Source organism: Thalassotalea loyana (assembly GCF_030161435.1).
GTDB classification, from domain to species: domain Bacteria; phylum Pseudomonadota; class Gammaproteobacteria; order Enterobacterales; family Alteromonadaceae; genus Thalassotalea_G; species Thalassotalea_G loyana.
Genome location: NZ_BSSV01000003.1, coordinates 437,199 through 463,392, shown reverse-complemented (window position 1 = coordinate 463,392; position 26,194 = coordinate 437,199). Strand labels below are relative to the sequence as shown.

The window sequence follows — 26,194 nt, the reverse complement described above, 5'->3', positions numbered from 1 at the left end:
ACAAAAAAGCCAAGTCATCGACTTGGCTTTTTTGTTTCTGTTCAATTTACTGTTGAACAATTAAATCAACTTGTCGCATGTTATTTTGTTGAGAAATAATGACACGATAGTGAAAGTTTGATTTTGCAAAAGTCAGTGTTAGTCTACCGCGTTTGGTTTCTTGATTGGCAACTTCACCAAGGTGTGTTCGGTAAAAATCTATGATTTGAGCTTCTGTGTGTTTAGTATAAAAATTGGTTACGTATGGAAGTGCGCTTTTATCTTGATAAAACACTCTTACATTATCCATGATAGGCAATTCAGCCACTTCTGCCTTTGCAAACGCAGTGTGACTCATTAACGTGGCTACGCTCAATAATATAACCGTCAATTTCTTCATGATTTCTCCTATCCGACACATCTTTATGTCGACAATGTATGCGTTTTGGTAAACTCGGTCAACAGCCGTTTAGCGTCTTAAATATTCATCGCGGTAATTATCGACCCACAACGCGGTAGCTCCACATATTGCAACAGGCATCACAACTAAGTTAACAACAGGAATCATTGAAAAGAAGGCAACAGTCACGCCAAAGCTAAAGCTTCTACCTTTATTCTGATTTAATGTATGTCGCATCTCGCCAAAGGCAATTTTATGATTATCAAATGCGTAATCCTTATATTGAATAGCCATCATCCACGAAACAAACAAAAACCAAAGGACCTGGCCAATTAAAGGCAAGAACCACAATAAAATAAGAAAACCAATGGCGCGAGGAATGTAATAGATCAACTTTCGCCATTCTCGTTTTAATGTTCTAGGGATATCTTTAACAATATCACCAAAACCTCCACCGCCTAGCGGTTGGTTGGTCAATATAAGCTCCATTTTTTCAGCGAGTAACCCATTAAATGGAGCCGCAATCCAGTTGGCCACTGCACTAAATAAGAATGAAAAGACAATCAGGACGGTGATAACTGCAATTGGCCAAATAATATAGTTAAGCCAATCAAGCATTTCAGGTAGCCAACCTGTTAGCTGAGCGATGTAATGATCTAGCTGCTGAAAAACAAAATAGAATGCGATCGAAAACAAAATCAAATTGACCATCAAAGGGATAAAGACAAAACGTTTTATCCCTTTTGATTGAATAAGCGAAAAGCCAGCAAGGAAATAACCGGCACCAGATGTTGCTGTTTGTTTTTTATAAGGTGCTACTGCCATGAAAACTCCAAAATTCGCTGATAATTGTTTGATATATGACCCAAACTTCCTATATCGGACATTATAAAGAATAAAAGTTAAAGCAACAGCGTTGACTTGTTACAAAGTACATATAAGTTTGATAAAGTACTGAATTAGGCAATAACACTAATAATAAATTCAACCTAGGTTTCACTCTCGCATGCGCCTCAAGCAAATCAAACTTGCTGGTTTCAAATCATTTGTTGACCCAACAAAGGTACCATTTGTACAACAAATGACGGCAATTGTTGGGCCAAATGGCTGTGGCAAATCTAACATTATTGATGCGGTCCGCTGGGTACTTGGTGAGAGCTCAGCGAAAAATTTGCGTGGTGACGCAATGACGGACGTCATCTTTAATGGCGCAGCGTCAAGAAAACCTGTGGGTCAGGCTAGTGTTGAACTAATTTTCGAACATTCCAATAACCCAATGTCACCTGCGTTAACTCAGCACCTTGCTGATCGCAGTGAAATCTCTATAAGACGTGTTGTAAATAGAGAAGGAACCAACACTTATTTTCTAAACGGTAGCAAGTGTCGTCGCAAAGATATCACGGATATATTTCTGGGAACGGGTTTAGGGCCACGAAGCTATGCCATTATTGAACAGGGTACGATTACGCGTTTGATTGAGTCTAAACCTCAAGAATTACGTGTTTTTATTGAAGAAGCTGCTGGTATATCCAAGTATAAAGAGCGACGTAGAGATACTGAAAATAGAATAAAACATACTAGAGAGAACCTTGATAGGTTAAGTGATATACGTTTTGAGCTGGGACAACAAATCGAAAAGCTCGATCAGCAAGCTCAAGCCGCAAAACGATTTCGCACATTAAAAGGACAAGAGCGCACATTCAAAGCAGAATTGGCTATTCTTCGTCATGAGAAATTTCTTGACCAAGCGAAACAAGAACAAGAAAAAATAAATCGTCGTCAAAAAGAGATAGAGCAGTTGGTCGTTGATCAAATTGCCATTGATAACAAAATAACGACCATAAAAACAACTAATGCAAGTCAATCAGAAACACTTGATACATTGCAAGCGACTAAAGTTGAACATTCATCTCAGTGTGTGAGGTTAGAGCAGACGATCAAGCACGCTAAAGCAAGATTACATGTACTCGGCCAAGAGCGTGAAAAACACCTGATGCGTCATCAGCAGCTTAATGAGCAACTCCAAAAGGATATGAGTAACGAGGCTCTTCACAGGCAAACTGTTGAGTCAAAGACACCGATTTTAGCTGCCGATGAAGAAAAGCTATCAATACTTAGTAGCCAAATAGATGAACTGAAGTTGCAAAACAGATCGGCTCAGGAGAATTTCCAAAGAAAAGCCGCTCAAGCACAAGAGCTTGTGGCTAAAAAAGCAGAGTTGGCAAGTAAAGTAGAGTATGTAAAAGCTAACCTACAACAGTTCCATGAGCAGAAAAAGCAACTGCAAGAGAAGCTCAATGTTAATAATAATGAACCACTTACTATCGTTGTCGAACAAGAAAAGCGCTTGTTGGAGCAACTAGAAGTACTGTTTAAAAGCAAGCAGACTGAGCATCAACAAATAAAACATGCGGTAGAGCAAAGTGCTGAAGCAATGAAAACGATAGAACAGTCTGAGACAGAATTATCATGGCGCTTAGACAGTTTACAATCACAAATTGAGCAACAGCAAGCAGAGCTCAGTCATTATAGTCAGAACAGCGACTTAGCAGGAGCGATTGAATTGCTCAAAGGCAACAACATTCATGCAGATGGAGAGTTATATAACCACATCTCAGTCGATGAAGGGTGGACCACGGCTGTTAATAAAGTTGTTGGTGATTTTTTGCATGCGCAAGTTATTAATGAAGCTATCTCTGATGTTGAATTACTTGAGGAGATAGCAAGTAGTTATATTTTGGTTAAATCATCAACAGCTGTGGTGATAGCAGAAAATAGTTTGGCAACAAAAATTAAAGGCATCGAGTATTTTCCATGGTTAGTGCGACAACTCAATCTGATAATTGTTGCTGATTCCTATGATGAAGCTACGTCTATTTTAGCGTCTATAATTGATGAACAATCTATTATTTGCCCCGAAGCCGTTTGGCTCTCGCCTGAGTTTTTGACTTTTGGTCAGCAAAATAGCACTGAAGATGTCTTGGGCAAACAACACCGTATAAAGTCAATGCAAGCTGAGGTTGAGCAACTGCAGCATGAACAAACAACGATTAAACAAACTATAGAATCAACGAAATCTATTCATGCCGAAAATGAAAGTAAATTAACCACAGTTACTAGCGAAGTAGAAAATGTTCTCAAACAACTGAATGGAGCACGGCAAAATCTAGCACTCCATGAGCAAACGTTGACTCATCAACAAAAAACGCTGGCTGATGGAAGAGAACAGCTCCTGGACACAGAACAGCGAATTGAGCAGGCAACTGAAGCGCTCGAAGACCTGCTTTATCAACAAGCAATTAATGAAGAAGAGTCTGTTGAAGACCTGTCAGATCTCGAACAGATAAATAGACGAGTAACCGATGAACTTGCACAAAAACAACAAGCATTAATTGAGTTGCAGTCGAGCTATCATCAACACAAAGTTGCACTTGAAACGGCAATTACGAGTCAAAAGTCGACAGAGTTGCATAAATTGCGCCTAGAAGAACAAATCGATGCGTTAGATATTCAGTTACAGGAAATCGGCTTCGAACAAGAGAATCTTTCCTTACCCTTAGAGCAAGATGAATTAGATTTAAAGCGTGAGCAAGAGGTTTTATTTGCTATTGACCAGCAACTAGACAATCAACACAAGCTGTTGGCCGGTGCGAGTGAGCAAATTGATCAATGTGACTTAGAGAAAAAACGCATTTTTAATGCTATTGAAGCGCATAGAGAAGCGCTAAACAAGTTGCATATTAATCAACAAAATTATCAAGTGCGTGCAGAAAATGCATTAGAGGGTTTACCTGAGCATCAGTCAATAAATCAGATTAAAAATAATATGCCAAGTGATGCTAAAGAATCTTTATGGCAAGCAAACTTGGTTAGACTTGCGAAAGATATTAGTTTACTTGGGCCAATTAATTTGGCCGCGATTGATGAATTTGAAGCACAGGTAGAGAGAAAACAGTATTTAGATAAGCAAGATCTAGATTTAAATCAAGCGTTAGCAACATTAGAAGACGCCATCGCTAAAATTGATAGAGAATCAAGAGCTAAGTTCAAAACGACTTTTGATCAGGTTAATCATGATTTGCAACAACTTTTTCCTAAAGTATTTGGTGGAGGTAGTGCATACTTAGAGTTAACTGGTGAAGATTTACTTGAAACTGGTGTAACAATTATGGCAAGACCGCCTGGCAAAAAAAATAGCACAATTCATCTATTATCTGGTGGAGAAAAAGCGCTAACCGCTTTATCATTAGTGTTTGCAATTTTTAGGCTGAACCCTGCGCCATTTTGTATGTTAGACGAAGTAGATGCGCCATTAGACGATGCCAATGTTGGCCGTTTTTGTAATTTGGTTAGAGAAATGTCTCAAACCGTTCAGTTTATTTATATATCACATAATAAAATAGCCATGGAAATGGCTTCACAATTAACAGGTGTAACCATGTATGAGCCGGGAGTTTCCCGAATGGTAGCGGTTGATATTGATGAAGCGGTTGCAATGGCAGAGTTATCATAACGAAGGCGATACGATGGAAGATAATTTCAGAAATGCATTAATTATTATCAGTGCTGTTGTCATCGGAGCTATTTTTGTCCACGGTTTGTGGACTATCCGAAAAAATAAAAACCCATACAAATTAAAAACATCAGATGAACCGGTTGCCAATGACGATCCTGTGTTGGATAAAAGTGGCTTTGATCAATACGGGGTAAGTGCCCCTCGAGTAGTTGAACATAGTGCCTTAACAGGTGAAATCAAAAACCCACCGAAAGAAGAAGAGATCCCTCAAGCGCCAGCGCCTGCTCCGAGCTTTAATGATGAGCCTTTACCACAAGATCTTAAAGCAAAAGATCCGCATGTTGAAATCGAGCAAGAAGATATTGCGACAAGTCAATACGAGCCACCGCGCGTTGAAGAAGAAGTAACGGTAGAGGAATCTGTAGCTGAACCTGCCATTGTCGAACAGGAAGAAGAAACTCCAGCTGTTACCGAAGATACATCTCAGAAGATAGAGCAAACAATTGCTTTAGAACCCTTATATGAAACGCCTGTTACTCAACCTAAGGTTAGGGATACAAGTGCTGAAAAACCAAAACCAATTAAAAAAACCAGAACAACAAAAGCCGAAAAAGAAGCATTAAAACGTAACCAAATGGGCTTTAACTTTGGCGATATTGAAGAGTTAGAAACGGTTCAATCAGAGCCGTCACTTGGAGAACCATTTGAACTAGAGCAAGCTCCACAGGAACCTAAAATTGAGCCGGACGCTCCGGCAAAAGTTGAAGTTGAGCCTGAAGTTCTGATAATTTCGGTCGTTATGCCTGATAACCATTTAATGTCCGGTGCTGCGTTGTTGCCTTCTCTACTGACACTTGGTTTAAAGTATGGCGATATGAATATTTTCCATCGACACCAAGATAATGCAGGTAATGGTAAGGTAACGTTTAGCCTGGCTAATATGTTAAACCCAGGGACTTTTGATTTAGACTCGATGGAAAGCTTTGCAACTCAGGGTGTAAGCTTGTTCATGACGTTGCCTAATGCTGGTGACCCGTTTGAAGTCTTTAATCAGATGATGGCGGCTGCACGCCATTTATCACAAGAGTTCAATGCGCAAATATTAGATGATAAACGTTGTGTGATGACGGCCCAAACTGAGCAACATTATATGACCAAAATTCGCGAATTCGATCGCAAACATAGAATCGCGCAAAAATAAAAATCAATCGACAATGCTCTAGTGCTACGACCAATAGTCTATGCGGCACTAGAGCGCTTAGCAACGAGAAATAACCATGTCTGATCAAGCGACGATAGATCGTATTGAAACACTTTCCAATCAATTAAATGAATATAACCATCAGTACTATGTTTTAGATGAACCAACGGTCCCTGATGCAGAATATGATCGCTTAATGCGTGAGCTCGTCGCTCTTGAGAATCAACACCCGTCATTAAAACGTGTGGACTCGCCAAGCCAGAAAGTCGGTGGTGAAGCCTTAAAAGCATTCTCCCAAGTAACACACCAGATCCCAATGCTGTCTCTCGACAATGTCTTTGACCAAGATGGCTGGGATGCATTCGTAAAGCGAGTAAAAGACCGATTAAACTCAAACGGTACTGTCGCGTTTTGTGCTGAACCAAAACTCGATGGTTTAGCGGTTAGTTTGCGCTATGAACATGGCTTGTTAGTTCAAGCAGCTACTCGTGGGGATGGCACTGTAGGTGAGAACATTACTGAGAACATTCGAACGATCAAAACCATTCCGTTAAAACTGCGTGGAGACAATTTGCCAGAAGTACTGGAAGTGCGTGGTGAAGTCTTTATGCCAAAGTCGAGTTTTGACACGTTAAATGCCAATGCGATTAAAAAAGGCGAAAAAGTTTTCGCTAACCCTCGAAATGCGGCTGCAGGTAGTTTACGTCAGCTAGACTCTAAAGTGACAGCGTCACGCAACTTGTCTTTCTATGCCTACAGTTTAGGCTTTGTCGGTAATTTAGCAGGCCAAGACCAGTCGGAAACGGTATTACCTAATAGTCACTATAAGCGCTTAGAGTTTGTTAAAGCGCTTGGTTTACCAATGTGTCCTGAAGTGAAATATTTGGCAAATGAAGATGAGTGTCAAAGTTTCTATCAATACATTTTGGATGTAAGAGATGATTTGCCTTATGAGATAGATGGTACGGTACTGAAAGTTGATAGTATTGCATCACAAAAGTCTCTTGGCTTTGTTGCTAAAGCACCACGTTGGGCAATGGCTTATAAATTTCCAGCTCAAGAAGAATTAACGACGTTAGAGGATGTTGAGTTTCAAGTGGGTCGCACCGGAGCAATAACTCCCGTCGCAAGATTGAAACCTGTTTTCGTCGGTGGTGTGACTGTAAGCAACGCTACCTTGCACAATCAAGATGAAATAGAGCGTCTTGGAATAAAAATTGGAGATACGGTGACTATTCGTCGTGCTGGCGATGTGATTCCGCAAATTGTTAATGCTGTTATAGCAAAACGTCCTGAAAACGCTGTCAATATCGTCTTTCCAACACGTTGTCCCGTGTGTGATTCAGCTGTTGAACGCCAGGAGAATGAAGCGGTTTTACGTTGTACTGGTGGTCTTTTTTGTGGTGCTCAACAAAAGGAAGCGATCAAACATTTTGCTTCTCGAAAAGCGATGGATGTAGATGGCTTAGGCGATAAATTGGTTGAACAGTTGGTTGATGAAAAGTTAATTAAAAACGCCGCAGATTTATATCAGCTCACGGAAATTCAAGTAAGTACACTGGAGAGGATGGGGCAAAAGTCTGCGGAAAAGTTAATTAAAGGATTAACTGAGAGTAAAACAACCACGCTTGCCAAGTTCCTATATGCTTTAGGAATTAGGGAAGTAGGTGAAACAACGGCGAGTAACTTAGCTCATCATTATTTAACCCTTGATGCGATAAGAGAGGCTTCGTCTGAGTCGCTGCAAGAGGTTAATGATGTAGGAGCGGTTGTGGCGAAAAATATCGTCAGCTTTTTTGCTCAGCCGCATAACAACGAAGTTGTTGATGCGTTATTGGCTCGAGGCATAAACTGGCCTGAAATTCAGGTTAAATCTGAAGATGAGCAACCTTTGAAAGATTTAACTTACGTGCTTACTGGTACATTGAACCAAATGGGGCGTAATGAAGCTAAAGCGCATTTACAAAGTCTTGGAGCCAAGGTCTCTGGGAGTGTTTCGGCAAAAACAGATTATTTGGTTGCTGGTGAAAAAGCGGGCTCGAAACTGACCAAAGCCCAGTCGTTGGGTGTTAATGTGCTTACTGAAGAAGAGTTAGTGGCGCTATTGACTGAACATCAGGTTTTATAATGCCTACGGTCATATTTGATGCGCTCATTGATTTGGGCGCATGGTTTAAGCCCTACCAATATCAAGCCGCTATGGCGATTGTCGCGACATTGTTAGTGTTGTTTGGTAATCAAATAAATGCCCATATCAAAAAAATGTTTTCTGGGTATCACTTTATTGTCAGAACCTTTGCTTTTGTTGTCGTTTGTGCCTTTGGGTATGGTTTAGCGACCGTTTGGTTAACAGGCTTGCTCTATGAACAATTGTCAAAGCTGCCACTTGCATACTTGGTACCAGCTCACTTTGTTATTTTCACTGGGCTTGGGATGTACGCACAAAAACAGCGTCATATTTAAACGACTAGAGCGAGCCAAGCGCATGTAAATCAGTGTTTTCAAGCACCGAAATCAGTGGCTTTTCAGCTAACGGCGCGTCAAGTGTTTCTTTGATTATTGCCGCGGCTACTGTGTCACAGGCGATTGGTCGGTACTGCTTAAAAGGCCCTTTGAAAACAAAGGGCAATACACGACTCATTATCGCCGATATGTTTTCTCCGAGTCTGAATTCATCGCGGTTACCCGTTAAGAGGCTTGGACGACAAATAATTAGTCTGTTTTGCGTTGAAGAGTGCTGCATAGTTTGTATAAGGTTCTGCTCTGTTAATCCTTTACAATGATTGTAAAAAAACTTGCTTGAAATATCGGCGCCAATAGCACTTATAAAGCAAAACGCGTTAGCGGAGGAGTGGTATAACGCTTCACTACCGATTAGGCTAATGAGGTCAACATCAATGGCTTTGAACGCTTCTTTACTACCTGTTTTTTTTATGGTTGTACCAAGGGCACAATAGATGTAATCGAAGTGCGCAGATGTAATGAGATCATGTATCGCTTCTTTAGAGTTAAAGTTAATAAGATGAAGCTTCAGCTTGTCGCTTGGCTCGATATTTTTAGGCTTGGTTCTGGCAGCGATATGAATTTCAGTTACCAGTGCATGATCACGTATTTGCCTTACGAGTTCTATACCTGTTAATCCGGTAGCGCCAAAAATTAATACCTTCATCTTGTTACCTTATTTAATGAACATCATGATTGCGGCATATAAAAAGCCTAGTGCAGGTAATGGTAGTAAAAAACTAAATAATAGTGTTTCAGCCCATTCTATCGTGCGATAAAATCTGTATTGAACGGAATGTTGATCCGTCTTAAATTGTTTCGACGGTAATGTTCGAAAGAAAAACAGAAATGATGCAAAAACAAGCGCTTGAAGGGCAAAAAACAAAATAAATAATGCTAAGCCAATCAGTAACTCTGGAGTTTGATTGAAAATTTGACTTTCAAGTAAAGCAAATAGCGCAAAAGATAAAAAACTCCATAGCAATAGCGTCCATCTTTTGGCGTAATATGTTTTTGCTATCATGTGATAATGTTCTGGAGAGAACCAAAGCGACGACGTCATAACCTGATAAAATATCTACAAGAAAACACTAATATTATAATGGAATGAGTATGTTTAAAATAAAATCTAGCACTTTATCTATGTCGCTTGCACTTAGTCTGGCCTTTTTTCCCGGCCTATCAATGAGTCAAACGAGCGATGACAGCTCTCCATTGGCAAGAGCACTAAAGAACAATAAAGAAAAGGTATATTCAATTTCTGAAGATCAAAACCTTGCTCAGTGGTTGACGATAAAGCCTGTCGTGTTGAAGGATAGTAGCGGCTTAGTTTATTTAGGGGGCCGCATATCCAAAGCACAAGTTGATACCTATCTAAAACAAATGAAAAAGATTTTAGGCGTGAATTTTGATACTTATCGACAGAATCAAGGCGCGAGAGATCATTACACTTTTCATCTTACATTGATTAATCCATATGAATATCAAAATATTGATGTGTCAAAGCTAGATTTGAATAAGGGAATTGCCGTTGAACTAGTAGGCTTGGGCACGGTATCAAATGACGAGAATACCGCATATTATGTGGTTGCTCATTCACCTGAGGCACAGTTTTTCAGACAACAAGTTCAATTAGGTCCAAAGGATTTTCACGTCACTTTAGGCTTTAATAAAAGCGATGTATATAATCGTGGAAAAGGTCGAGACACGTTAGTGAAAAACAAATAACTCGTTAAAAAATAAAGAAAATACGGCTGTGATAAAATTGTGATAATTTTGTGATTTTATCTTGATATTTGCCTTTCATACTCAAGTTGTCAATAAATCGATAACAAGGATAAAAAATGAAAGGCAAATTACTAACTCTATCTGCGTTAATGGCATTAAGCCCATTAGCAATGGCACAACAACTCGAAGTGACCGTGACAAACATTACACACGGTATTCATTACACTCCTCTAGTCATCGCTGCGCACGACGATAGCGTTGCATTATTCTCTTTAGGTGAAGCCGCATCGCCTGAGCTACAAGCAATGGCTGAAGGTGGGGACATCTCTGGATTAGCGACAGTATTAAATGGTGCTAGTGCAGATGTGGTAGAAAATCCTGCAGCAGGTCTATTGGCTCCAGCTATGTCGACAACGGCAAGCATGGATACAGCTGATGGTAATATGTACTTATCTATCGCTGGTATGATGTTACCAACGAATGACGGTTTTGTCGCACTCAACTCTTGGCCAATCCCTACTGAAGCAGGTACATATACTGTATACCTAAACGCGTACGATGCTGGTACAGAAGCTAACGATGAAATTATCAATGGCGGCGGCGCATCTGGTACTCCAGGTATTCCAGTAGCTCCAGGTGGTGATGGTGGCACAGGTGCAACAGGCGTAACAACTGAAGAATCTAATGAAACTGTTCACATTCACCGTGGTGCTTTAGGTGATGATAACCCAACAGGTGGGGTAAGTGACTTAGACAATAAAGTACACCGCTGGTTAAACCCTGTTGCAAAAGTTACTGTTGTTGTAATGTAGGAGGGCATGATGAAACGCTTTCCTAAATTAATTAAACTCGGTGTTGTAACGTCAATGTTTGCGTTATTAGCAGCATGTTCTGATAATGACAATGACTTGCCGACGCCTCCAACACCACCAACGCCGCCTGCTCCGGCACCTGTAGTTTACAGCTATGAAGTGACGGTAACGAATCTTACAAACGCACAACCTTTATCACCAGTTGCGGTTGTTTTACATAATGAAGGTAACCTATTTAACCTCGGTGAAACAGCAAGTGAAGCATTAGAAGTAATGGCTGAAGGTGGTGACAATAGTGGTTTACTAGAGGTCTCAGTTGCTTTATCAGCTGGTTCTACTGAAGATCCTGTGATGCCAGGAGCATCTGCAACGATTGAAGTGATGGTTGAAGATACCATGCCAATGCATATTTCTTTGGCAACTATGCTAGTTAATACTAATGACGCATTTACTGGTGTAAACGCAAGATCTATCGCTGATTTAGAAGTTGGTGAAAGTATTTCGCTGGTAACCAGTTCATATGATGCAGGAACTGAAGCAAATAGTGAAATGATGGGAACAATCCCTGGCCCAGCCGATGGTGGTGAAGGCTACAATGCAGAACGTGACGATCGACAAGACGTTGTGACAATGCATTCAGGTGTTGTTTCGGTAGACGATGGATTATCGACATCGGTACTGACCCAGGCCCATAAATTTGACAATCCTACCATGAGAGTTGTGATTACTCGCTCTCAATAGGACATCAAATAATGGTCACTATTTGCTAATAATTAGCGGATAGTGACCATGAATCAAAATGTATTATTAGTTGAAGACGATCCTGATTTAGCCAATTTAGTAACGCTGCATCTTACGGAATTACAACTGAATGTGATATATGCCAGTTCTGGTGAGCAAGCATTAAAACTTGCTAATCAGCACGACATTGAATTGTTGATTTTAGATGTGATGTTGCCAGGAATCTCGGGTTTAGATGTTTGTCGAGAACTTAAAACTAAACAGCCGGAGCTAGCCGTTATTATGTTAACCTCAAGAGATTCTGAAACCGACCGTGTCTTAGGCTTAGAGCTAGGTGCAGATGACTATATTGCCAAGCCCTACAGTGTCCGTGAACTCCAGGCTAGAGTGCGAGCACAGCTAAGAAAACTTGCTTTGTTTAAAGCGTTAAAGTCCACCGATCAAACCGAACAATCCATCGTACTTGGTGACTTGCAAATAAACCATTTAACACACCAAGTGATTTACAAAAATGAAGTCATCGAACTTACTGCAACAGAATATGAGTTATTGCACCACTTAGCTAAACATCCAGATCAAGTCTTTTCTCGCTCGCAACTTTTATCCTCTGTTTGGGGCTATCACCATAGTGGATACGAGCACACCGTTAACTCTCATATTAATAGATTACGTGCGAAACTAGAACGCAATGCCACAAAACCTGAGATCGTGCAAACGGTTTGGGGCGTTGGTTATAAGTTTAATCGCCGAGGCGTGTGTGCGTGAATCTTTCACTCTACCAAAAGCTCGCCATTGTACTAACGTGCTTGTTTTTGTTTATAGCAAGTGTCTTTTACTTTTGGGGGCAACACCTTGAGCAAAAAACTCGCTTCGAGTCACAACAGCGATTGCATTTGTCGCTAGCGCCAAGCTTAGTGCGTGATAATCCTTTATTGCAAAAAGGCGTTTATGATTATGATGCATTAAAAAACCTGTTTCACACGTTGATGATATTAGGACCTGCATTTGAATTTTATTTGCTTGATAAAGACGGTTATATTTTGACTTTCTCAGCTGATAAATCATTGGTAAAAAGAGATAAGGTCAGTCTCAAACCCATCGACAACTTAATTCAATATCGCCACCCTCTGCCCGTTTATGGTGATGATCCTAAACACCCAACTCGTCAAAAAATTTTTTCAGCTACACCTATTTTTAATGGCTCTACGTTAATGGGGTATTTGTATGTCATTGTCGCAGGTGAGCGGTACGTTGATACCTTTGATCAAGTAAAGAAAGAATCAAAAATAGAAGTGTCGCTTGTCATGTTAACCATTGGGTTAGCAGCTGTTTTTATCTTAATGCTCTGGCTTTTCCGAAACATCACGTCACCGCTTAGACTATTAAATCTAGAAATGACCCTAGTCACCAAACAAGGGTTCAATGCCGATAATATTTCGTTGAGTCAATGGCAGCCTGATGCCAAAAATGAGGTTCATCAACTCGGTGCAATATTTACAACGATGATGGCACACATCGAAGCGCAATTTAAGCAGTTGGAAAACATCGATCATCAGCGAAAAGAATTATTAGCTGAAATATCTCATGATCTTAGAACGCCACTTGCGTCCTTGCATGGCTACCTTGAAACATTACACCTTAAAAAATCTCAATTAACAAAAGAGCAAGAGCAGGCTTTTATTGCAACATCATTGAGAAATGCATGCCAGTTGCGACAGTTAATAGACCAGATATTTGAGCTAGCACACCTTGAGAATGGACACGTAAACATCGTCAATGAGCGTTTTAATTTAGTTGAAGTCCTTTATGACATTATTGATAAGTTTGCATTAGAGGCAAAAAGGCAAAATATTGATTTAGTTTTTAGCCCTGTAGAGCATCACATTGTCGTTATTAGCGACCTAAATAAACTTGAGCGTGTTATCACAAACCTCATCGACAATGCCTTACGACACACGCCTGCCGGTGGCAAAGTTGAGCTTATTGTAAAGCAAGCAGAAAATGGTCAATATCAAGTCTCGATAAAAGATAGTGGCATTGGGATTAAACAAGAGGAACTTGAGCAAATATTTAATGCTCGCTATCAAGCGAGTAACAGTATTCAAACAGTAAACCAAAAGAATATTGGTCTTGGATTGACAATAAGCCAGAAACTTATTGAGTTATTGGGCAGTGAAATTTCGGTTGAAAGTGAACTAGGAGTAGGTAGCCAGTTTTCTTTTTGTTTAATCTCAGGTGATCGCCTCAAGTAGCATATTAAATGACTCTTCGCTAGCGAGTTTTATCCATTAACTACTTGTCATTTTTCTATTCAATCTCGTAAACTATTCATAGTATTTAAATTTAATTTAAGGGATTGCAATGAAACGTGCGTTACTTAGTTCGGCATTATTACTTGCGCTCACAGTCGCAGGTTGCAGTACGTCTTCTACAGGGCGAAGTAAAATTGCCTTTATGGATCAAAATAAGTTGAACGTAATGGGGGCTCAATCTTTTGAGGAAATGAAAAAAAACCAAAAGATTAGTACAGACAAAAAAACTAATGCATATGTCCAATGCGTCGCTGATTTCATTACGGTGCACGTTCCCAAAAGCGCCCATGATGGAGAGTGGGAAGTCGTTGTGTTTGATTCTGACCAAATAAATGCGTTTGCCTTACCTGGCGGTAAAATTGGCGTTTTTACCGGTATTCTCAACGTCGCGGAAGATCAACATCAATTAGCAGCTATCATGGGGCATGAAGTCGCGCACGTTATTGAAGAGCATGCAAATGAACGTATATCAGCTGAGCAGCTCGCTGGAATTGGTCTAATTGCTACAGGTGTGCTACTCGGGGATATGGATAACGATAAGAAAGCACTAACGATGGCAGCACTTGGGGCAGCAACGCAGTATGGTGCATTGATGCCATATGGACGTTCTCATGAGACAGAAGCCGATATTATTGGACAAGACTTAATGGCCAAAGCGGGATTTAATCCAGAAGCGTCTGTCAAGTTGTGGCAAAATATGGCTAAGGCAAGTGGTGGAAATCAACCGCCTGAATTCATGTCGACGCATCCATCGAATCAAAGCCGAATTAAGAACCTTAAAGCACATATGACGAAAACAACGCCAGTTTACAGGCAGAGTAAAACGAAACCGAACTGTGCAAATCCAATCGGTTAAACGAATAATAAAAAAGGGTCCGCAATGCTGACCCTTTTTTATTTCAACGATAAGACTGCTGAACTACTTCGTCGCTTTATTAAACATCAAGAGCACAACAATAAATAAAACCATTGGATAAAACGAATAAGTGACAACGTCAACTGGCGATATTTTCATTGTGGCACCTAACAATAATGCTTGAGCACCATATGGAATTAGACCTTGACTGATACAAGCAAAAATATCAAGTAAACTGGCAGACTGTGCGGGCGTGAGTTCGGCATCTGTTGCTAGTTCTTTTGCCGTGTCACCGGTGACGATAATTGACACTGTATTGTTTGCCGTAAAAAAGTTAGTAAAGAAAGCTAGCATGCCAATACCGACTCCTGCTGCCTTCTTATTGTTATTTTTGCTGATTGAACGGGTTGTCGCCTCAATTTTTCGAGTTAACGCTGCTAAGCCACCTTGATGTTTCACTAAAGCACTCAAGCCACCGATAAATAGCGAGAGAATAAAAATGTCTTGCATATTGCTAAAGCCACTGTTGATGTCACTTACAAAAGCCAGTAGTTCGTAGCCAGATGAGATGTAACCGATTAGTGCCGCGGTGATTATGCCAACAGTCAATACAACAAATACGTTCACACCGAGCAGTGCTAAAGTCAGAATCAACAAATAAGGAATTAAACCAATAAACTGAATATCACTTGATGTTTGGTAATCAATACTTTCGCCCAAGAAAGTAAAAATAACGAGGCAAATAACAGCAGCAGGAACCGCAAATTTGAAGTTTGTTTTGAATTTATCCTTCATTTGCGCGCCTTGACTACGCGTTGCGGCGATAGTTGTGTCAGAAATAATTGATAAATTATCACCAAAGATTGCTCCAGAAATGATCACACCTGCGATTAGCGCAGGGTTAACATCTGCGGTTTCAACAAAACCAAGGGCAATAGGGGCGATTGCCGCAATTGTGCCCATGGATGTTCCCATAGCCGTTGCGATAAACGCTGAGACAATAAATAAACCAGGTAATAATAGGTATGCCGGAAATAAGGCTAAGCCTAATTGAACACTTGCATCTACGCTACCGGTAGCTTTAGCAACACTTGCAAAAGCTCCTGCTAGCAAATAAATCATGCACATTGTGATGATGTTTTCGTGACCAGCGCCTTTGATAAATTGCCCAATCTTCTTATCAATTGTCTCTTTTCCTAAGTATAAGGCGACAAAAATGGCGGGAATAATCGCAATACTTACTGGCAACTGGTAAAAAGCAAACTCAACCCCTTGGTATGTCAGAATAATTCCGGTGCCTAAAAACAGGCCTAAGAAAACTAAAAAAGGAATTAACGCTTTTAGGCTAGGCGGATTGATATTATCTGATTGCATTGAGTTTCCATTAAAAATTATTTACTTGCGTACTTTTTAGCATGTTTAAGTGTGTAGGTAAAAGGTAACAATTGATTCGCAGGTTGAGCATTATAGACAACTAGGTTGAACTGTCAATCTAGATGTTTAGACGGCTAAATGGATTTGAGGTTGCCGTCACAACTTATAACGTGATGTTCTATTATTTCGCTGTTAAATGACTACTTTACAAAGATTGATTGTGCTATCATTTTCGCCGAAATTTTTAAGTGAAGAAAAATAATGTCTGATACTAAATTTGAATCAATTGAACAACGTGTAAGTTACGGTGTAGGTCGCCAATTAGGTGATCAGTTACGAAACAACCCTTTTAAAGACTTTGATGTAACAGCTGTACAGGCTGGTTTAGCTGATGCGTTGGCTGGTGAAGCTAGCCAAGTTAGCGATGAAGCATTAAATGAAGCATTTTCTATCGTTTCTAAAAAGTTACAAGAGCAAGAGCAAGAAGCAGCAAAAGAAATGGCTGCTGAAGGTGAAGCGTTCTTAGCAGAAAATGCTAAGCGTGACGAAGTGACGGTAACTGACTCAGGTTTACAATACGAAATTTTAGCTGCAGGTGAAGGTGATAAGCCAACTGCTGCAAGTACTGTTCGTACGCATTACCACGGTACATTCATTAATGGTGATGTATTCGACAGCTCATACGATCGCGGTCAACCTGCAGAATTCCCTGTTGGCGGTGTTATTGCTGGCTGGACTGAAGCATTACAATTAATGCCTGTTGGCGCTAAGTACCGTTTATATATCCCATACAACTTGGCGTACGGTGAGCGTGGCTCTCAAGGTGCTATTCCACCATACTCTGCATTAATCTTCGATGTTGAGTTGTTAGATATTTTATAATCATTAAGCCGGGTTTCCCGGCTTTTTTATGGTTGCTATTTGATAAGCATAACAATTGCTGATAACTGGCGTTAATAATTGACAATGAAACTAAGACCTTTTAATCACATTAATTGAATGGAAATAATTTAAATCAAGTGACAATAAGTAATACTAATAACATCACACAGTTATTTTCTGCCTATGTCGATGCCTTCGAGAACTTTGACATAGAGAGCGCGTTAGCCTGTTACCAAATCCCTTGCAGCCTATCAATGCCGGACGAGTTGAAAATACTGCAAGATAAAAGTGAATTAACCAACGAGTTCAATGATATTTTTACTCAGTTAAAAGGTCTTGGATTCAGCCGGGTTATTGCTCACCAGGCGAGTTATCAAGCAATCAATTCAGATTTAATTCTCGCAATTGTACATTGGCAGTTTTTTGATCAACAAGGGCAGATGTTTACCGACTTTACTGCGCTTTACCATCTTATCAGGCATGAAGAATCATTAAGAATTACTAACGTTATTTCGCATCAAGCAACTGAATATACTTCACTTTCACACAATTTAGAGATTACTAGAGAAAAATAAAAATGACGATAAACGTAGCTGTTTTAGGGTGTAATGGACGAATGGGGCGCAATCTGATTGATGCCGCGCAACAGCATGAAAAAATCACATTAATGGGTGGAAGCGTGCGCAAAGGCTCAAGCTTTGACGGCATTGACTTGGGTGAATTGGCCGGAATTGGCTCGATTGGAAAAAACGCCACTTCTGACCTAAATTCATTAGTTAGCGCAGATGTGTTGATTGATTTCACATCTATTTCATCAACATTTGAACATTTAAAATGGTGTAAAGAACATAATAAAGCCATAGTTATTGGTACTACAGGCTTTAATGATGATGAAATCGTTAAAATTAAAGAATTTGCAAGAGATATCCCTGTAATTTTGGCACCAAATACAAGTGTAGGGGTTAATTTATTATTTAAGTTAGTTGAAATGGCTGCGCGCGCTATCGGTGATGATACGGATATCGAAATAATGGAAGCACATCATCGATTTAAAAAAGATGCTCCTTCTGGCACTGCAGTTAAAATTGGCCAAGTGATTGCTGATACGTTAGACCGTGATTTAAATCAGTGTGCTGTATACGGCAGAGAGGGGATTACGGAGGAACGTGATCCTAAAACGATCGGATTTGCCACCGTGCGTGCTGGCGATATTATTGGCGAGCATACAGCTCTTTTTGCTGATTTGGGTGAGCGCATTGAATTAACGCATAAAGCGACCTCTCGAATGACATTTGCTCATGGTGCTATGCGTGCGGCGCTTTGGCTAAGCAAAGCTGAAAATGGCTTTTATGATATGCAAGATGTACTTGGATTAAAGGCTTAATAAAAACCGACCAAATGGTTAAAAATATTCGGTTGAATAGGTATTAAACTCGTGTTTTTGAGGTTTTTAGTTAAAAAACGGTAAAAACACGATATTTTTGAAAGTTTTTGTGGACGTTACTCTACTAAGTGCGTAGAATGCGCGCAATTTGTCAAAAATTCACTATTTTGGTGGTTTTTGAAGCGCTAGATCCAGCTAGTATTCGTGCTTAATAGTAGGGTATGCGTAACACCATGACTATTAAGTTATTGTTCTTCTTTCGGAGGTTAAATTGACTAAATCTGCCATTTTAGTGCTTGAAGACGGCACTGTATTCAAAGGCACCGCAATTGGTGCTACGGGCACGTCAGTTGGTGAAGTAGTATTCAATACTTCAATGACTGGTTATCAAGAAATTCTTACAGACCCATCATACGCAGAGCAAATTGTAACGCTGACTTATCCTCATATTGGTAACACAGGTACCAACTCAGAAGACGAAGAGTCAACAGGCGTTTTTGCTAAAGGCTTAATCATTCGCGATTTACCACTATTAGCAAGTAACTTCCGTAACCAAGAAACACTAAGTGAATACTTAGTTCGCCACAATATTTTAGGTATCGCTGATATCGATACACGTAAGCTTACTCGCATCTTACGTGAAAAGGGCGCGCAAAACGGTTGTATTATGGCTGGTGACAACCTTGACGAAGCTGCGGCGCTTGCTGAAGCCAAAGGTTTTCCTGGTTTAAAAGGCATGGATTTAGCTAAAGTTGTTTCGACAAAAGAAACATATCAATGGACAGAAGGCAGCTGGCAATTAGGTAAAGGCTTTGTAACTCCTGAGAAGATGGACTTCCACGTAGTTGCTTATGACTTTGGTGCAAAGCGCAACATCTTACGTATGTTAGTTGACCGTGGCTGTAAGTTAACGGTTGTACCAGCGCAAACGTCAGCGGAAGAAGTACTCGCATTGAATCCTGACGGTATCTTCTTATCAAATGGTCCTGGTGACCCAGAACCATGTGATTACGCAATTAATGCAATTAAAACATTCTTAGAAACAGATATCCCAGTATTTGGTATTTGTTTAGGTCACCAATTATTAGGCCTAGCAAGTGGTGCAAATACAATCAAGATGAAGTTTGGTCATCACGGTGCTAACCACCCAGTGAAAGACTATGACCGCGATGTTGTTATGATTACGTCACAAAACCACGGTTTCGCGGTAGACGAAGACAACATGCCAGAAAACTTAAAAGTAACGCACAAGTCGTTATTTGATGGTTCAATTCAAGGTATTCACCGCACAGACAAGCCAGCGTTTAGCTTCCAGGGGCACCCTGAAGCAAGCCCAGGTCCTCACGATGCAGCACCTTTATTTGACCACTTTATTGAATTAATCAAGCAACGTAACGCTTAAGCTAAAAAAGAGAGACGTAAAACTATGCCAAAACGTACTGACATAAAAAGTATCTTAATTTTAGGTGCTGGCCCAATTGTAATTGGTCAAGCGTGTGAGTTTGACTACTCTGGCGCGCAAGCGTGTAAAGCGTTACGTGAAGAAGGTTACCGAGTTATTCTAGTTAACTCTAACCCTGCAACCATTATGACTGACCCAGAAATGGCTGATAGCACATACATCGAGCCAATTCACTGGGAAGTTGTTCGCAAAATTATTGAAAAAGAACGTCCTGACGCGGTTCTACCGACAATGGGCGGTCAAACAGCGCTTAACTGTGCACTTGATTTAGAAAAATATGGTGTATTGGAAGAGTTTGGCGTTGAAATGATTGGTGCAACGGCTGATGCAATCGATAAAGCAGAAGACCGTGACCGTTTCGACAAAGCAATGAAAGCTATTGGTTTAGAAACACCACGCGCTGAAATTGTTCACTCAATGGATGAAGCTTTAGACACTTCTTCTCGCATCGGTTTCCCATGTATTATCCGCCCATCATTTACTATGGGTGGTACGGGTGGCGGTATCGCATACAACCGTGAAGAATTCGTTGAAATCTGTACTCGTGGTTTAGACCTTTCTCCAACGAATGAATTACTTATCGATGAATCATTAATCGGTTGGAAAGAGTACGAAATGGAAGTGGTTCGTGACAAAAATGATAACTGTATCATTGTTTGTTCAATCGAAAACTTCGACCCTATGGGTATTCACACTGGTGACTCAATCACGGTTGCTCCAGCACAAACATTAACGGATAAAGAATACCAAATCATGCGTAACGCATCACTTGCGGTATTACGTGAGATTGGTGTTGAGACAGGTGGCTCAAATGTACAGTTTGGTGTGAACCCTGTTGATGGTCGTATGGTAATCATCGAGATGAACCCTCGTGTATCTCGTTCATCTGCTCTTGCATCTAAAGCAACAGGTTTCCCGATTGCTAAAATCGCTGCAAAATTAGCGGTAGGTTACACTTTAGATGAGTTGTCAAATGACATTACTGGTGGCGCAACACCAGCATCGTTCGAGCCGACAATCGATTACGTTGTGACTAAGATCCCTCGTTTTAACTTCGAGAAGTTCGCAGGCTCTGAAGATCGCTTAACGACGCAAATGAAGTCGGTAGGTGAGGTAATGGCAATTGGTCGTAACCAACAAGAATCAATGCAAAAAGCTCTACGTGGTTTAGAAGTTGGCGCAAACGGTTTCGACCCGAAAGTTGACGTAACTAAGCCAGGTGCAAAAACTAAGATCATGCACGAGCTTCAAGAAGCTGGCGCAGACCGTATTTGGTATGTAGCTGATGCATTCCGTTTAGGCTTAACAGTCGACGATATATTCCGCTTAACAAAGATCGACCGTTGGTTCCTCGTTCAAATTGAAGATATCGTCCTAGAAGAGAAAGCTGTAGCCGAAGGCGGCATGGCAGGTTTAACTGAAGACGTTATTGCTCGACTAAAACGTAAAGGTTTCTCAGATGCACGTTTAGCTGACGTTATCGGTACGAACGAGTCTGAGATTCGTCGTATTCGTCACGCAGCAAACATTCACCCAGTATACAAGCGTGTTGATACTTGTGCGGCTGAGTTTGGCTCAGACACTGCTTACATGTACTCAAGCTATGACGAAGAGTGTGAAGCAAACCCATCTGATAAAGACAAGATCATGATTTTAGGTGGTGGTCCAAACCGTATCGGTCAAGGTATTGAGTTTGACTACTGTTGTGTACACGCTGCATTAGCTTTGCGTGAAGACGGTTTTGAAACCATCATGGTTAACTGTAACCCTGAAACGGTTTCAACTGACTACGATACATCTGATCGCTTATTCTTCGAACCAATTACGTTTGAAGATGTGTTAGAAATCGTTCGTGTTGAAAAGCCAAAAGGTGTAATCGTGCAATACGGTGGTCAAACACCGCTTAAATTAGCTCGTGCATTAGAAGCGGCTGGCGTACCAATTATCGGTACTTCACCAGATGCGATTGACCGCGCAGAAGACCGTGAACGATTCCAACAAGCGGTTGAGCGTTTAGGTTTACTACAACCTGAAAATGCGACGGTAACTTCATTAGATGAAGCGGTAGCTAAGTCTAAAGAAATCGGCTTCCCATTAGTTGTTCGCCCATCATACGTATTAGGTGGTCGTGCGATGGAAATCGTATACGACGAAGAAGATTTACGTCGTTACATGAACGAAGCAGTAAGTGTGTCTAATGACTCACCAGTATTACTTGACCACTTCTTAGATGACGCTATTGAAGTTGACATCGACGTACTTTGTGACGGGAAAGAAGTTGTGGTTGGCGGTATTATGCAACACATTGAACAAGCCGGTGTTCACTCAGGTGACTCAGCATGTTCATTACCTGCGTACTCATTATCACAAGAAGTACAAGACGTTATGCGTGAGCAAGTAACAAAACTTGCATTTGAGTTAGGCGTTAAAGGCTTAATGAACACGCAAATGGCGGTTAAAGACGGAAAAGTTTACTTAATCGAAGTTAACCCTCGTGCAGCGCGCACTGTACCATTTGTTTCTAAAGCAACTAGCATTCCTTTAGCGAAGGTTGGCGCTCGTGTAATGGCGGGTAAAACGTTAGCTGAACAAGGCGTAACGAAAGAAGTTATTCCACCATACTTCTCAGTGAAAGAAGTTGTTATTCCATTTAACAAGTTCCACGGCTCTGATCCATTAGTTGGCCCAGAAATGCGTTCAACTGGTGAAGTTATGGGTGTTGGTGACACGTTTGAAGAAGCATACGCAAAAGCTAACTTAGGCGCTGGTGTTACGATTCCTAAAGAAGGTCGTGCGTTAATCTCAGTACGTAACTCAGATAAAGAGCGTGTTGTTGAATTAGCTAAGCAAATGATTGATTTAGGTTACGAATTAGATGCAACACACGGTACAGCGATTGTATTGGGTGAAGCAAACGTACCAGTACGCCTAGTAAACAAAGTACACGAAGGTCGTCCACACATTCTTGATAGAATCAAAAATGGTGAGTACAACTACATCATCAACACGACTGAAGGTCGTAAAGCGATTGAAGATTCAAAAGTATTACGTGGTGGTGCACTTCGTTACAAGATTGCTTACACAACAACGTTAAACGCAGCTTTTGCTGCTTGCCAAGCGCATGCAGCAGACGATCGCAACACAGTAACTTCTATTCAAGAGTTGCATGATCGTTGTTAATTAACGCATCGTAGATGATGTTCTCGTAAAGCGAGTATCTCATCGACATTCCGTAAAAAGGGAATCCATGTTTATTATATAAATGTGTATTCCCTTTTGTATTTCTGAGCGTTAACCGATAAACTTATCGTTTAGTCAAAAATTAATATCATTAAGAGTCTGACGTGAAGGCTCCAATTTTGATGTAGTAAAAAGTAGAAGAATTATGAATCAATTTCCAATGACGGCACACGGCGCTGACGCGTTACGTGATGAATTACACCATTTGAAAACAGTTAAGCGTCCTGAGATTGTTGAAGCAATCGCTGAAGCACGAGAACACGGTGATTTAAAAGAAAATGCAGAGTATCACGCTGCCCGAGAGCAACAGGGTTTTTGTGAAGGTCGTATTCAAGAAATTGAAGGTAAATTAGGTAATGCGCAAATTATCGACATTACAAAAATTCCTAATACAGGCAAAGTGATTTTTGGTGTAACGGTTACCTTATTAAACATTGATACAGATGAAGAAGTGACTTATCAAATCGTTGGTGACGATGAAGCTGACATTAAGCAAAACCGTATCAGTGTTAATTCACCAATCGCACGTGGATTAATTGGTAAAACTGTTGATTCTGAAGTTGAAATCAACACACCAGGTGGTGTGGTAGAATATGAAGTCATGGCGGTAGAGCACAAGTAAACCTTGGTTCTTAAACCGATTTTTATAATGGGATGAGCGTTAAAATGCTTGTCCCTTTTTTGATCGACCAAATATTTTTCTAAAATTTACTACACTTAACTCAATATCTAATAAATCAATAACCTTAGTATTAAGCCCTGCGGTTCAACAAATATTATGCAGTTAAGTGTCTCTACTTTCAGTCTTAGAATGACTGAATTTATTGTCGTTTTCATCGGTATTCCCTTATGTTTGTGGTTAACGAAGGGATACTTTGCACCTTATTTATTGCCAATATTGTCATGTTTGGGTGTAGGGTGTGCTTGGCTACTTTACATTGATGGGAAACTTGCAAAGCAATGGCGCAGGGCAAAAAATATAAACTGGCCACAATTGAAGCCTGTGATACTGACATTTTTGTTGTTTGCTTTGTTTATCTCATTGTATGTCTGGCTGGTTAGTGAACAGTTGTCACTAAACACACCGTTACTGCTGAGTAGTGGGTGGCTATTGATTCTGGTTTTATATCCGTTATTTTCGGTGATTCCACAAGAAATCATTTATCGCACATTTTTATTTCATCGATACAAGTTACTCTTTCCAAGCAAAAAAGTGAGGGTTTTAGTGAGCAGCTTATCATTTGGCTTTGGTCATGTTATTTACGGCAGTTTACTTGTTGTACTATTGTCGATAATTGCTGGATTCTTGTTTAGCTATCGTTATTTCTCTTCAGGAAACACCGCAATTGTTATTATTGAGCATTCTTTGTGGGGACTGTTTTTATTCGCCTTTAACATAGGCGCATTGTTTAGCTTGTCGCAGTCAGTTATTTGATGAACTAAGGAAAGACAGGGAGTCGTTGTGAAGCGTGTAATTGTTGTAGTCATAATATGGATGATAGTCCACAAAGCACTGGCTGATGATGTGGTTAACTACTCTTGGTATGGTGTTCATCGTGAGTCAATAAAATACGACAAGTACTATACGGATCTACTCAAGCTGGCATTAGAAAAGTCTGAGTCTAAATTTGGCCACTATGAACTGAATAAAGTTGATGCTGGTATGAGTCAAAATCACATGATTGAGCTTGCCCGAAACAACCGCTTGGTGAATTTGGTGTGGACCATGACTTCTAAAGATAGAGAAGAAAAGTTAATTCCAATTAGGATCCCTTTGTTGAAAGGACTTGGTGGATGTCGAGTATTTTTGATTCGCAAAGGCGAACAGAAGTTATTTAATACACTCACTAATGCTGATGAGCTCGCCCACCTTTACGCAGGGCAGGGCACAACGTGGCCTGATACCATAATTTTGAATCATAATAACTTTCAAGTATCGACAGCTCGCGAACATGCTTCTTTATATCAAATGCTGGAAAAAGGTCGGTTTGATTATTTTCCCCGAGCTCTACACGAGGCATTTAATGAAATTGAGCAGTACCCGGAATTAGCAATTGAGCAACGATTTGCACTTTATTATGACTCACCATTTTTTTTCTTCGTGAATAAAGCGAACCCAAGATTGGCGCGACGCATTCAGTATGGCCTTGAATTGGCGATAGCAGATGGGAGTTTTGATGAGTTTTTTGAGTCTAACGAAATAACGGCCGGCTTGATTGAAAAAGCAAACCTTGAAGCAAGAGAGGTAATATTTCTCGATAATCCACTACTCACCGTACAAACAAGGCGAGCATTAAATTCTTCTCAACTTAAAGCAGTGTGCGCTCGTAAAGGTGAGCAATAAGCTCAAAGCACAGGGCTTTGAGCTTACAGATTAAAGTTTCGGGATATGAATCTTCTTCTCTTCCGACTGACGATAAATCACCAGTGTTTTTCCGATCACCTGAATTTTAGTCGCATTTGTTTCTCGACAAATCGCGTCAACAATTAAACCTTTGACTTCGCGGTCGTCTGTCGGAATTTTTACTTTAATTAATTCATGATGTTCTAATGCTGAATCAATTTCCGCTACAACGCCTTCTGTTAGGCCATTGCTACCAAGTAAAACAACTGGTTTGAGAGAGTGAGCTTCACCCTTTAAGTACTGAATTTGCTTCTTATTTAAGTTCATTAACAATTTTCGTTACAAGTTTGCTTGAATTAAGACTATTTTAACCTTATCTAGTGAGTAATACTACGCTAACCAAGATACAATTATGTAATAGTCTTGGTTAACGTGTGAATTTGTAGATCAAAAGGTTAGAT

At 40.3% G+C, this 26,194-nt stretch carries 24 protein-coding genes; 18 read left to right on the top strand and 6 right to left on the bottom strand.

Annotated features, from left to right (window positions below):
- Positions 1–46: 46 nt before the first annotated feature.
- Positions 47–379 carry a hypothetical protein gene (locus QQK05_RS09765; RefSeq protein WP_284298041.1) on the bottom strand — a complete coding sequence of 111 codons (333 nt, stop codon included), beginning with the start codon at positions 377–379 and terminating at the stop codon, positions 47–49.
- Positions 380–448: 69 nt separating this feature from the next.
- A complete protein-coding gene (gene cysZ / locus QQK05_RS09760; protein WP_284298039.1) occupies positions 449–1,204 on the bottom strand; it encodes a sulfate transporter CysZ in 756 nt (251 codons plus the stop codon).
- A gap of 181 nt (positions 1,205–1,385) precedes the next feature.
- On the opposite strand from cysZ, the gene smc reads away from it, so the two are divergent.
- From smc to QQK05_RS09740, 4 genes are all read left to right on the top strand, one after another.
- Positions 1,386–4,892: a chromosome segregation protein SMC gene (gene smc / locus QQK05_RS09755; protein WP_284298037.1), complete on the top strand. Its 3,507-nt coding sequence runs from the start codon at positions 1,386–1,388 to the stop codon at positions 4,890–4,892.
- Complete coding sequence (zipA, locus tag QQK05_RS09750) at positions 4,861–6,096, top strand: cell division protein ZipA (RefSeq protein ID WP_284298034.1); 1,236 nt, start codon at positions 4,861–4,863, stop codon at positions 6,094–6,096. Before smc ends, zipA begins: the two co-directional genes overlap by 32 nt.
- Before the next feature lie 76 nt (positions 6,097–6,172).
- Positions 6,173–8,224: an NAD-dependent DNA ligase LigA gene (gene ligA / locus QQK05_RS09745; protein ID WP_284298033.1), complete on the top strand. Its 2,052-nt coding sequence runs from the start codon at positions 6,173–6,175 to the stop codon at positions 8,222–8,224.
- Positions 8,224–8,559, top strand: a complete 336-nt coding sequence (locus tag QQK05_RS09740; protein ID WP_284298031.1) for a DUF3392 domain-containing protein — start codon at positions 8,224–8,226, stop codon at positions 8,557–8,559. The genes ligA and QQK05_RS09740 overlap by 1 nt, the downstream gene beginning before the upstream one ends.
- Before the next feature lie 4 nt (positions 8,560–8,563).
- Here the strand turns inward: QQK05_RS09740 and QQK05_RS09735 are convergent, their stop codons facing one another.
- Both QQK05_RS09735 and QQK05_RS09730 read right to left on the bottom strand, forming a co-directional pair.
- On the bottom strand, positions 8,564–9,265 hold the full coding sequence (locus QQK05_RS09735; protein ID WP_284298029.1) for an NAD-dependent epimerase/dehydratase family protein: 702 nt from the start codon (positions 9,263–9,265) through the stop codon (positions 8,564–8,566).
- Positions 9,266–9,274: 9 nt separating this feature from the next.
- On the bottom strand, positions 9,275–9,661 hold the full coding sequence (locus tag QQK05_RS09730; RefSeq protein WP_284298027.1) for a hypothetical protein: 387 nt from the start codon (positions 9,659–9,661) through the stop codon (positions 9,275–9,277).
- Between the two features lie 50 nt (positions 9,662–9,711).
- Between QQK05_RS09730 and QQK05_RS09725 the strand changes: the two genes are divergently transcribed.
- The 6 genes from QQK05_RS09725 to QQK05_RS09700 all read left to right on the top strand — a co-directional run bounded on the left by QQK05_RS09725 (position 9,712) and on the right by QQK05_RS09700 (position 15,047).
- Positions 9,712–10,326, top strand: coding sequence for a hypothetical protein (locus tag QQK05_RS09725; RefSeq protein ID WP_284298025.1), 615 nt, complete (start codon positions 9,712–9,714; stop codon positions 10,324–10,326).
- Between the two features lie 116 nt (positions 10,327–10,442).
- Positions 10,443–11,138 carry a spondin domain-containing protein gene (locus QQK05_RS09720; RefSeq protein ID WP_284298023.1) on the top strand — a complete coding sequence of 232 codons (696 nt, stop codon included), beginning with the start codon at positions 10,443–10,445 and terminating at the stop codon, positions 11,136–11,138.
- A gap of 9 nt (positions 11,139–11,147) precedes the next feature.
- A complete protein-coding gene (locus QQK05_RS09715) occupies positions 11,148–11,879 on the top strand; it encodes a spondin domain-containing protein (RefSeq protein ID WP_284298081.1) in 732 nt (243 codons plus the stop codon).
- Between the two features lie 48 nt (positions 11,880–11,927).
- Entirely contained in the window at positions 11,928–12,644 is a 717-nt protein-coding gene (locus tag QQK05_RS09710) for a response regulator transcription factor (protein WP_284298021.1), read from the top strand.
- Entirely contained in the window at positions 12,641–14,131 is a 1,491-nt protein-coding gene (locus QQK05_RS09705) for a sensor histidine kinase (RefSeq protein WP_284298019.1), read from the top strand. Before QQK05_RS09710 ends, QQK05_RS09705 begins: the two co-directional genes overlap by 4 nt.
- Positions 14,132–14,240: 109 nt before the next feature.
- Complete coding sequence (locus QQK05_RS09700) at positions 14,241–15,047, top strand: M48 family metallopeptidase (RefSeq protein ID WP_284298017.1); 807 nt, start codon at positions 14,241–14,243, stop codon at positions 15,045–15,047.
- 63 nt (positions 15,048–15,110) lie between these two features.
- Here the strand turns inward: QQK05_RS09700 and QQK05_RS09695 are convergent, their stop codons facing one another.
- Positions 15,111–16,421: a Na+/H+ antiporter NhaC family protein gene (locus QQK05_RS09695; protein WP_284298016.1), complete on the bottom strand. Its 1,311-nt coding sequence runs from the start codon at positions 16,419–16,421 to the stop codon at positions 15,111–15,113.
- 261 nt (positions 16,422–16,682) lie between these two features.
- Between QQK05_RS09695 and QQK05_RS09690 the strand changes: the two genes are divergently transcribed.
- The 8 genes from QQK05_RS09690 to QQK05_RS09655 all read left to right on the top strand — a co-directional run bounded on the left by QQK05_RS09690 (position 16,683) and on the right by QQK05_RS09655 (position 25,733).
- Positions 16,683–17,303: an FKBP-type peptidyl-prolyl cis-trans isomerase gene (locus QQK05_RS09690; RefSeq protein ID WP_284298014.1), complete on the top strand. Its 621-nt coding sequence runs from the start codon at positions 16,683–16,685 to the stop codon at positions 17,301–17,303.
- Between the two features lie 137 nt (positions 17,304–17,440).
- Positions 17,441–17,878 (top strand): hypothetical protein, encoded by a 438-nt coding sequence (locus QQK05_RS09685; RefSeq protein ID WP_284298012.1) that lies wholly within the window; start codon positions 17,441–17,443, stop codon positions 17,876–17,878.
- Positions 17,879–17,880: 2 nt separating this feature from the next.
- A complete protein-coding gene (gene dapB, locus QQK05_RS09680) occupies positions 17,881–18,687 on the top strand; it encodes a 4-hydroxy-tetrahydrodipicolinate reductase (protein WP_284298010.1) in 807 nt (268 codons plus the stop codon).
- A gap of 271 nt (positions 18,688–18,958) precedes the next feature.
- Positions 18,959–20,089, top strand: coding sequence for a glutamine-hydrolyzing carbamoyl-phosphate synthase small subunit (carA, locus tag QQK05_RS09675; RefSeq protein ID WP_284298008.1), 1,131 nt, complete (start codon positions 18,959–18,961; stop codon positions 20,087–20,089).
- 24 nt (positions 20,090–20,113) lie between these two features.
- Positions 20,114–23,329, top strand: coding sequence for a carbamoyl-phosphate synthase large subunit (gene carB, locus QQK05_RS09670; protein ID WP_284298006.1), 3,216 nt, complete (start codon positions 20,114–20,116; stop codon positions 23,327–23,329).
- Positions 23,330–23,534: 205 nt separating this feature from the next.
- The gene (greA, locus tag QQK05_RS09665) at positions 23,535–24,011 is read left to right on the top strand and encodes a transcription elongation factor GreA (protein WP_284298005.1); all 477 of its coding nucleotides are present in this window, start codon (positions 23,535–23,537) and stop codon (positions 24,009–24,011) included.
- Between the two features lie 189 nt (positions 24,012–24,200).
- On the top strand, positions 24,201–24,824 hold the full coding sequence (locus QQK05_RS09660) for a CPBP family intramembrane glutamic endopeptidase (protein WP_284298003.1): 624 nt from the start codon (positions 24,201–24,203) through the stop codon (positions 24,822–24,824).
- Positions 24,825–24,851: 27 nt separating this feature from the next.
- Positions 24,852–25,733, top strand: coding sequence for a type 2 periplasmic-binding domain-containing protein (locus tag QQK05_RS09655; protein WP_284298002.1), 882 nt, complete (start codon positions 24,852–24,854; stop codon positions 25,731–25,733).
- 30 nt (positions 25,734–25,763) lie between these two features.
- On the opposite strand, the gene yhbY is transcribed toward QQK05_RS09655, so the two are convergent.
- Positions 25,764–26,060, bottom strand: coding sequence for a ribosome assembly RNA-binding protein YhbY (gene yhbY, locus QQK05_RS09650; RefSeq protein WP_284298000.1), 297 nt, complete (start codon positions 26,058–26,060; stop codon positions 25,764–25,766).
- Positions 26,061–26,194 lie beyond the last annotated feature (134 nt).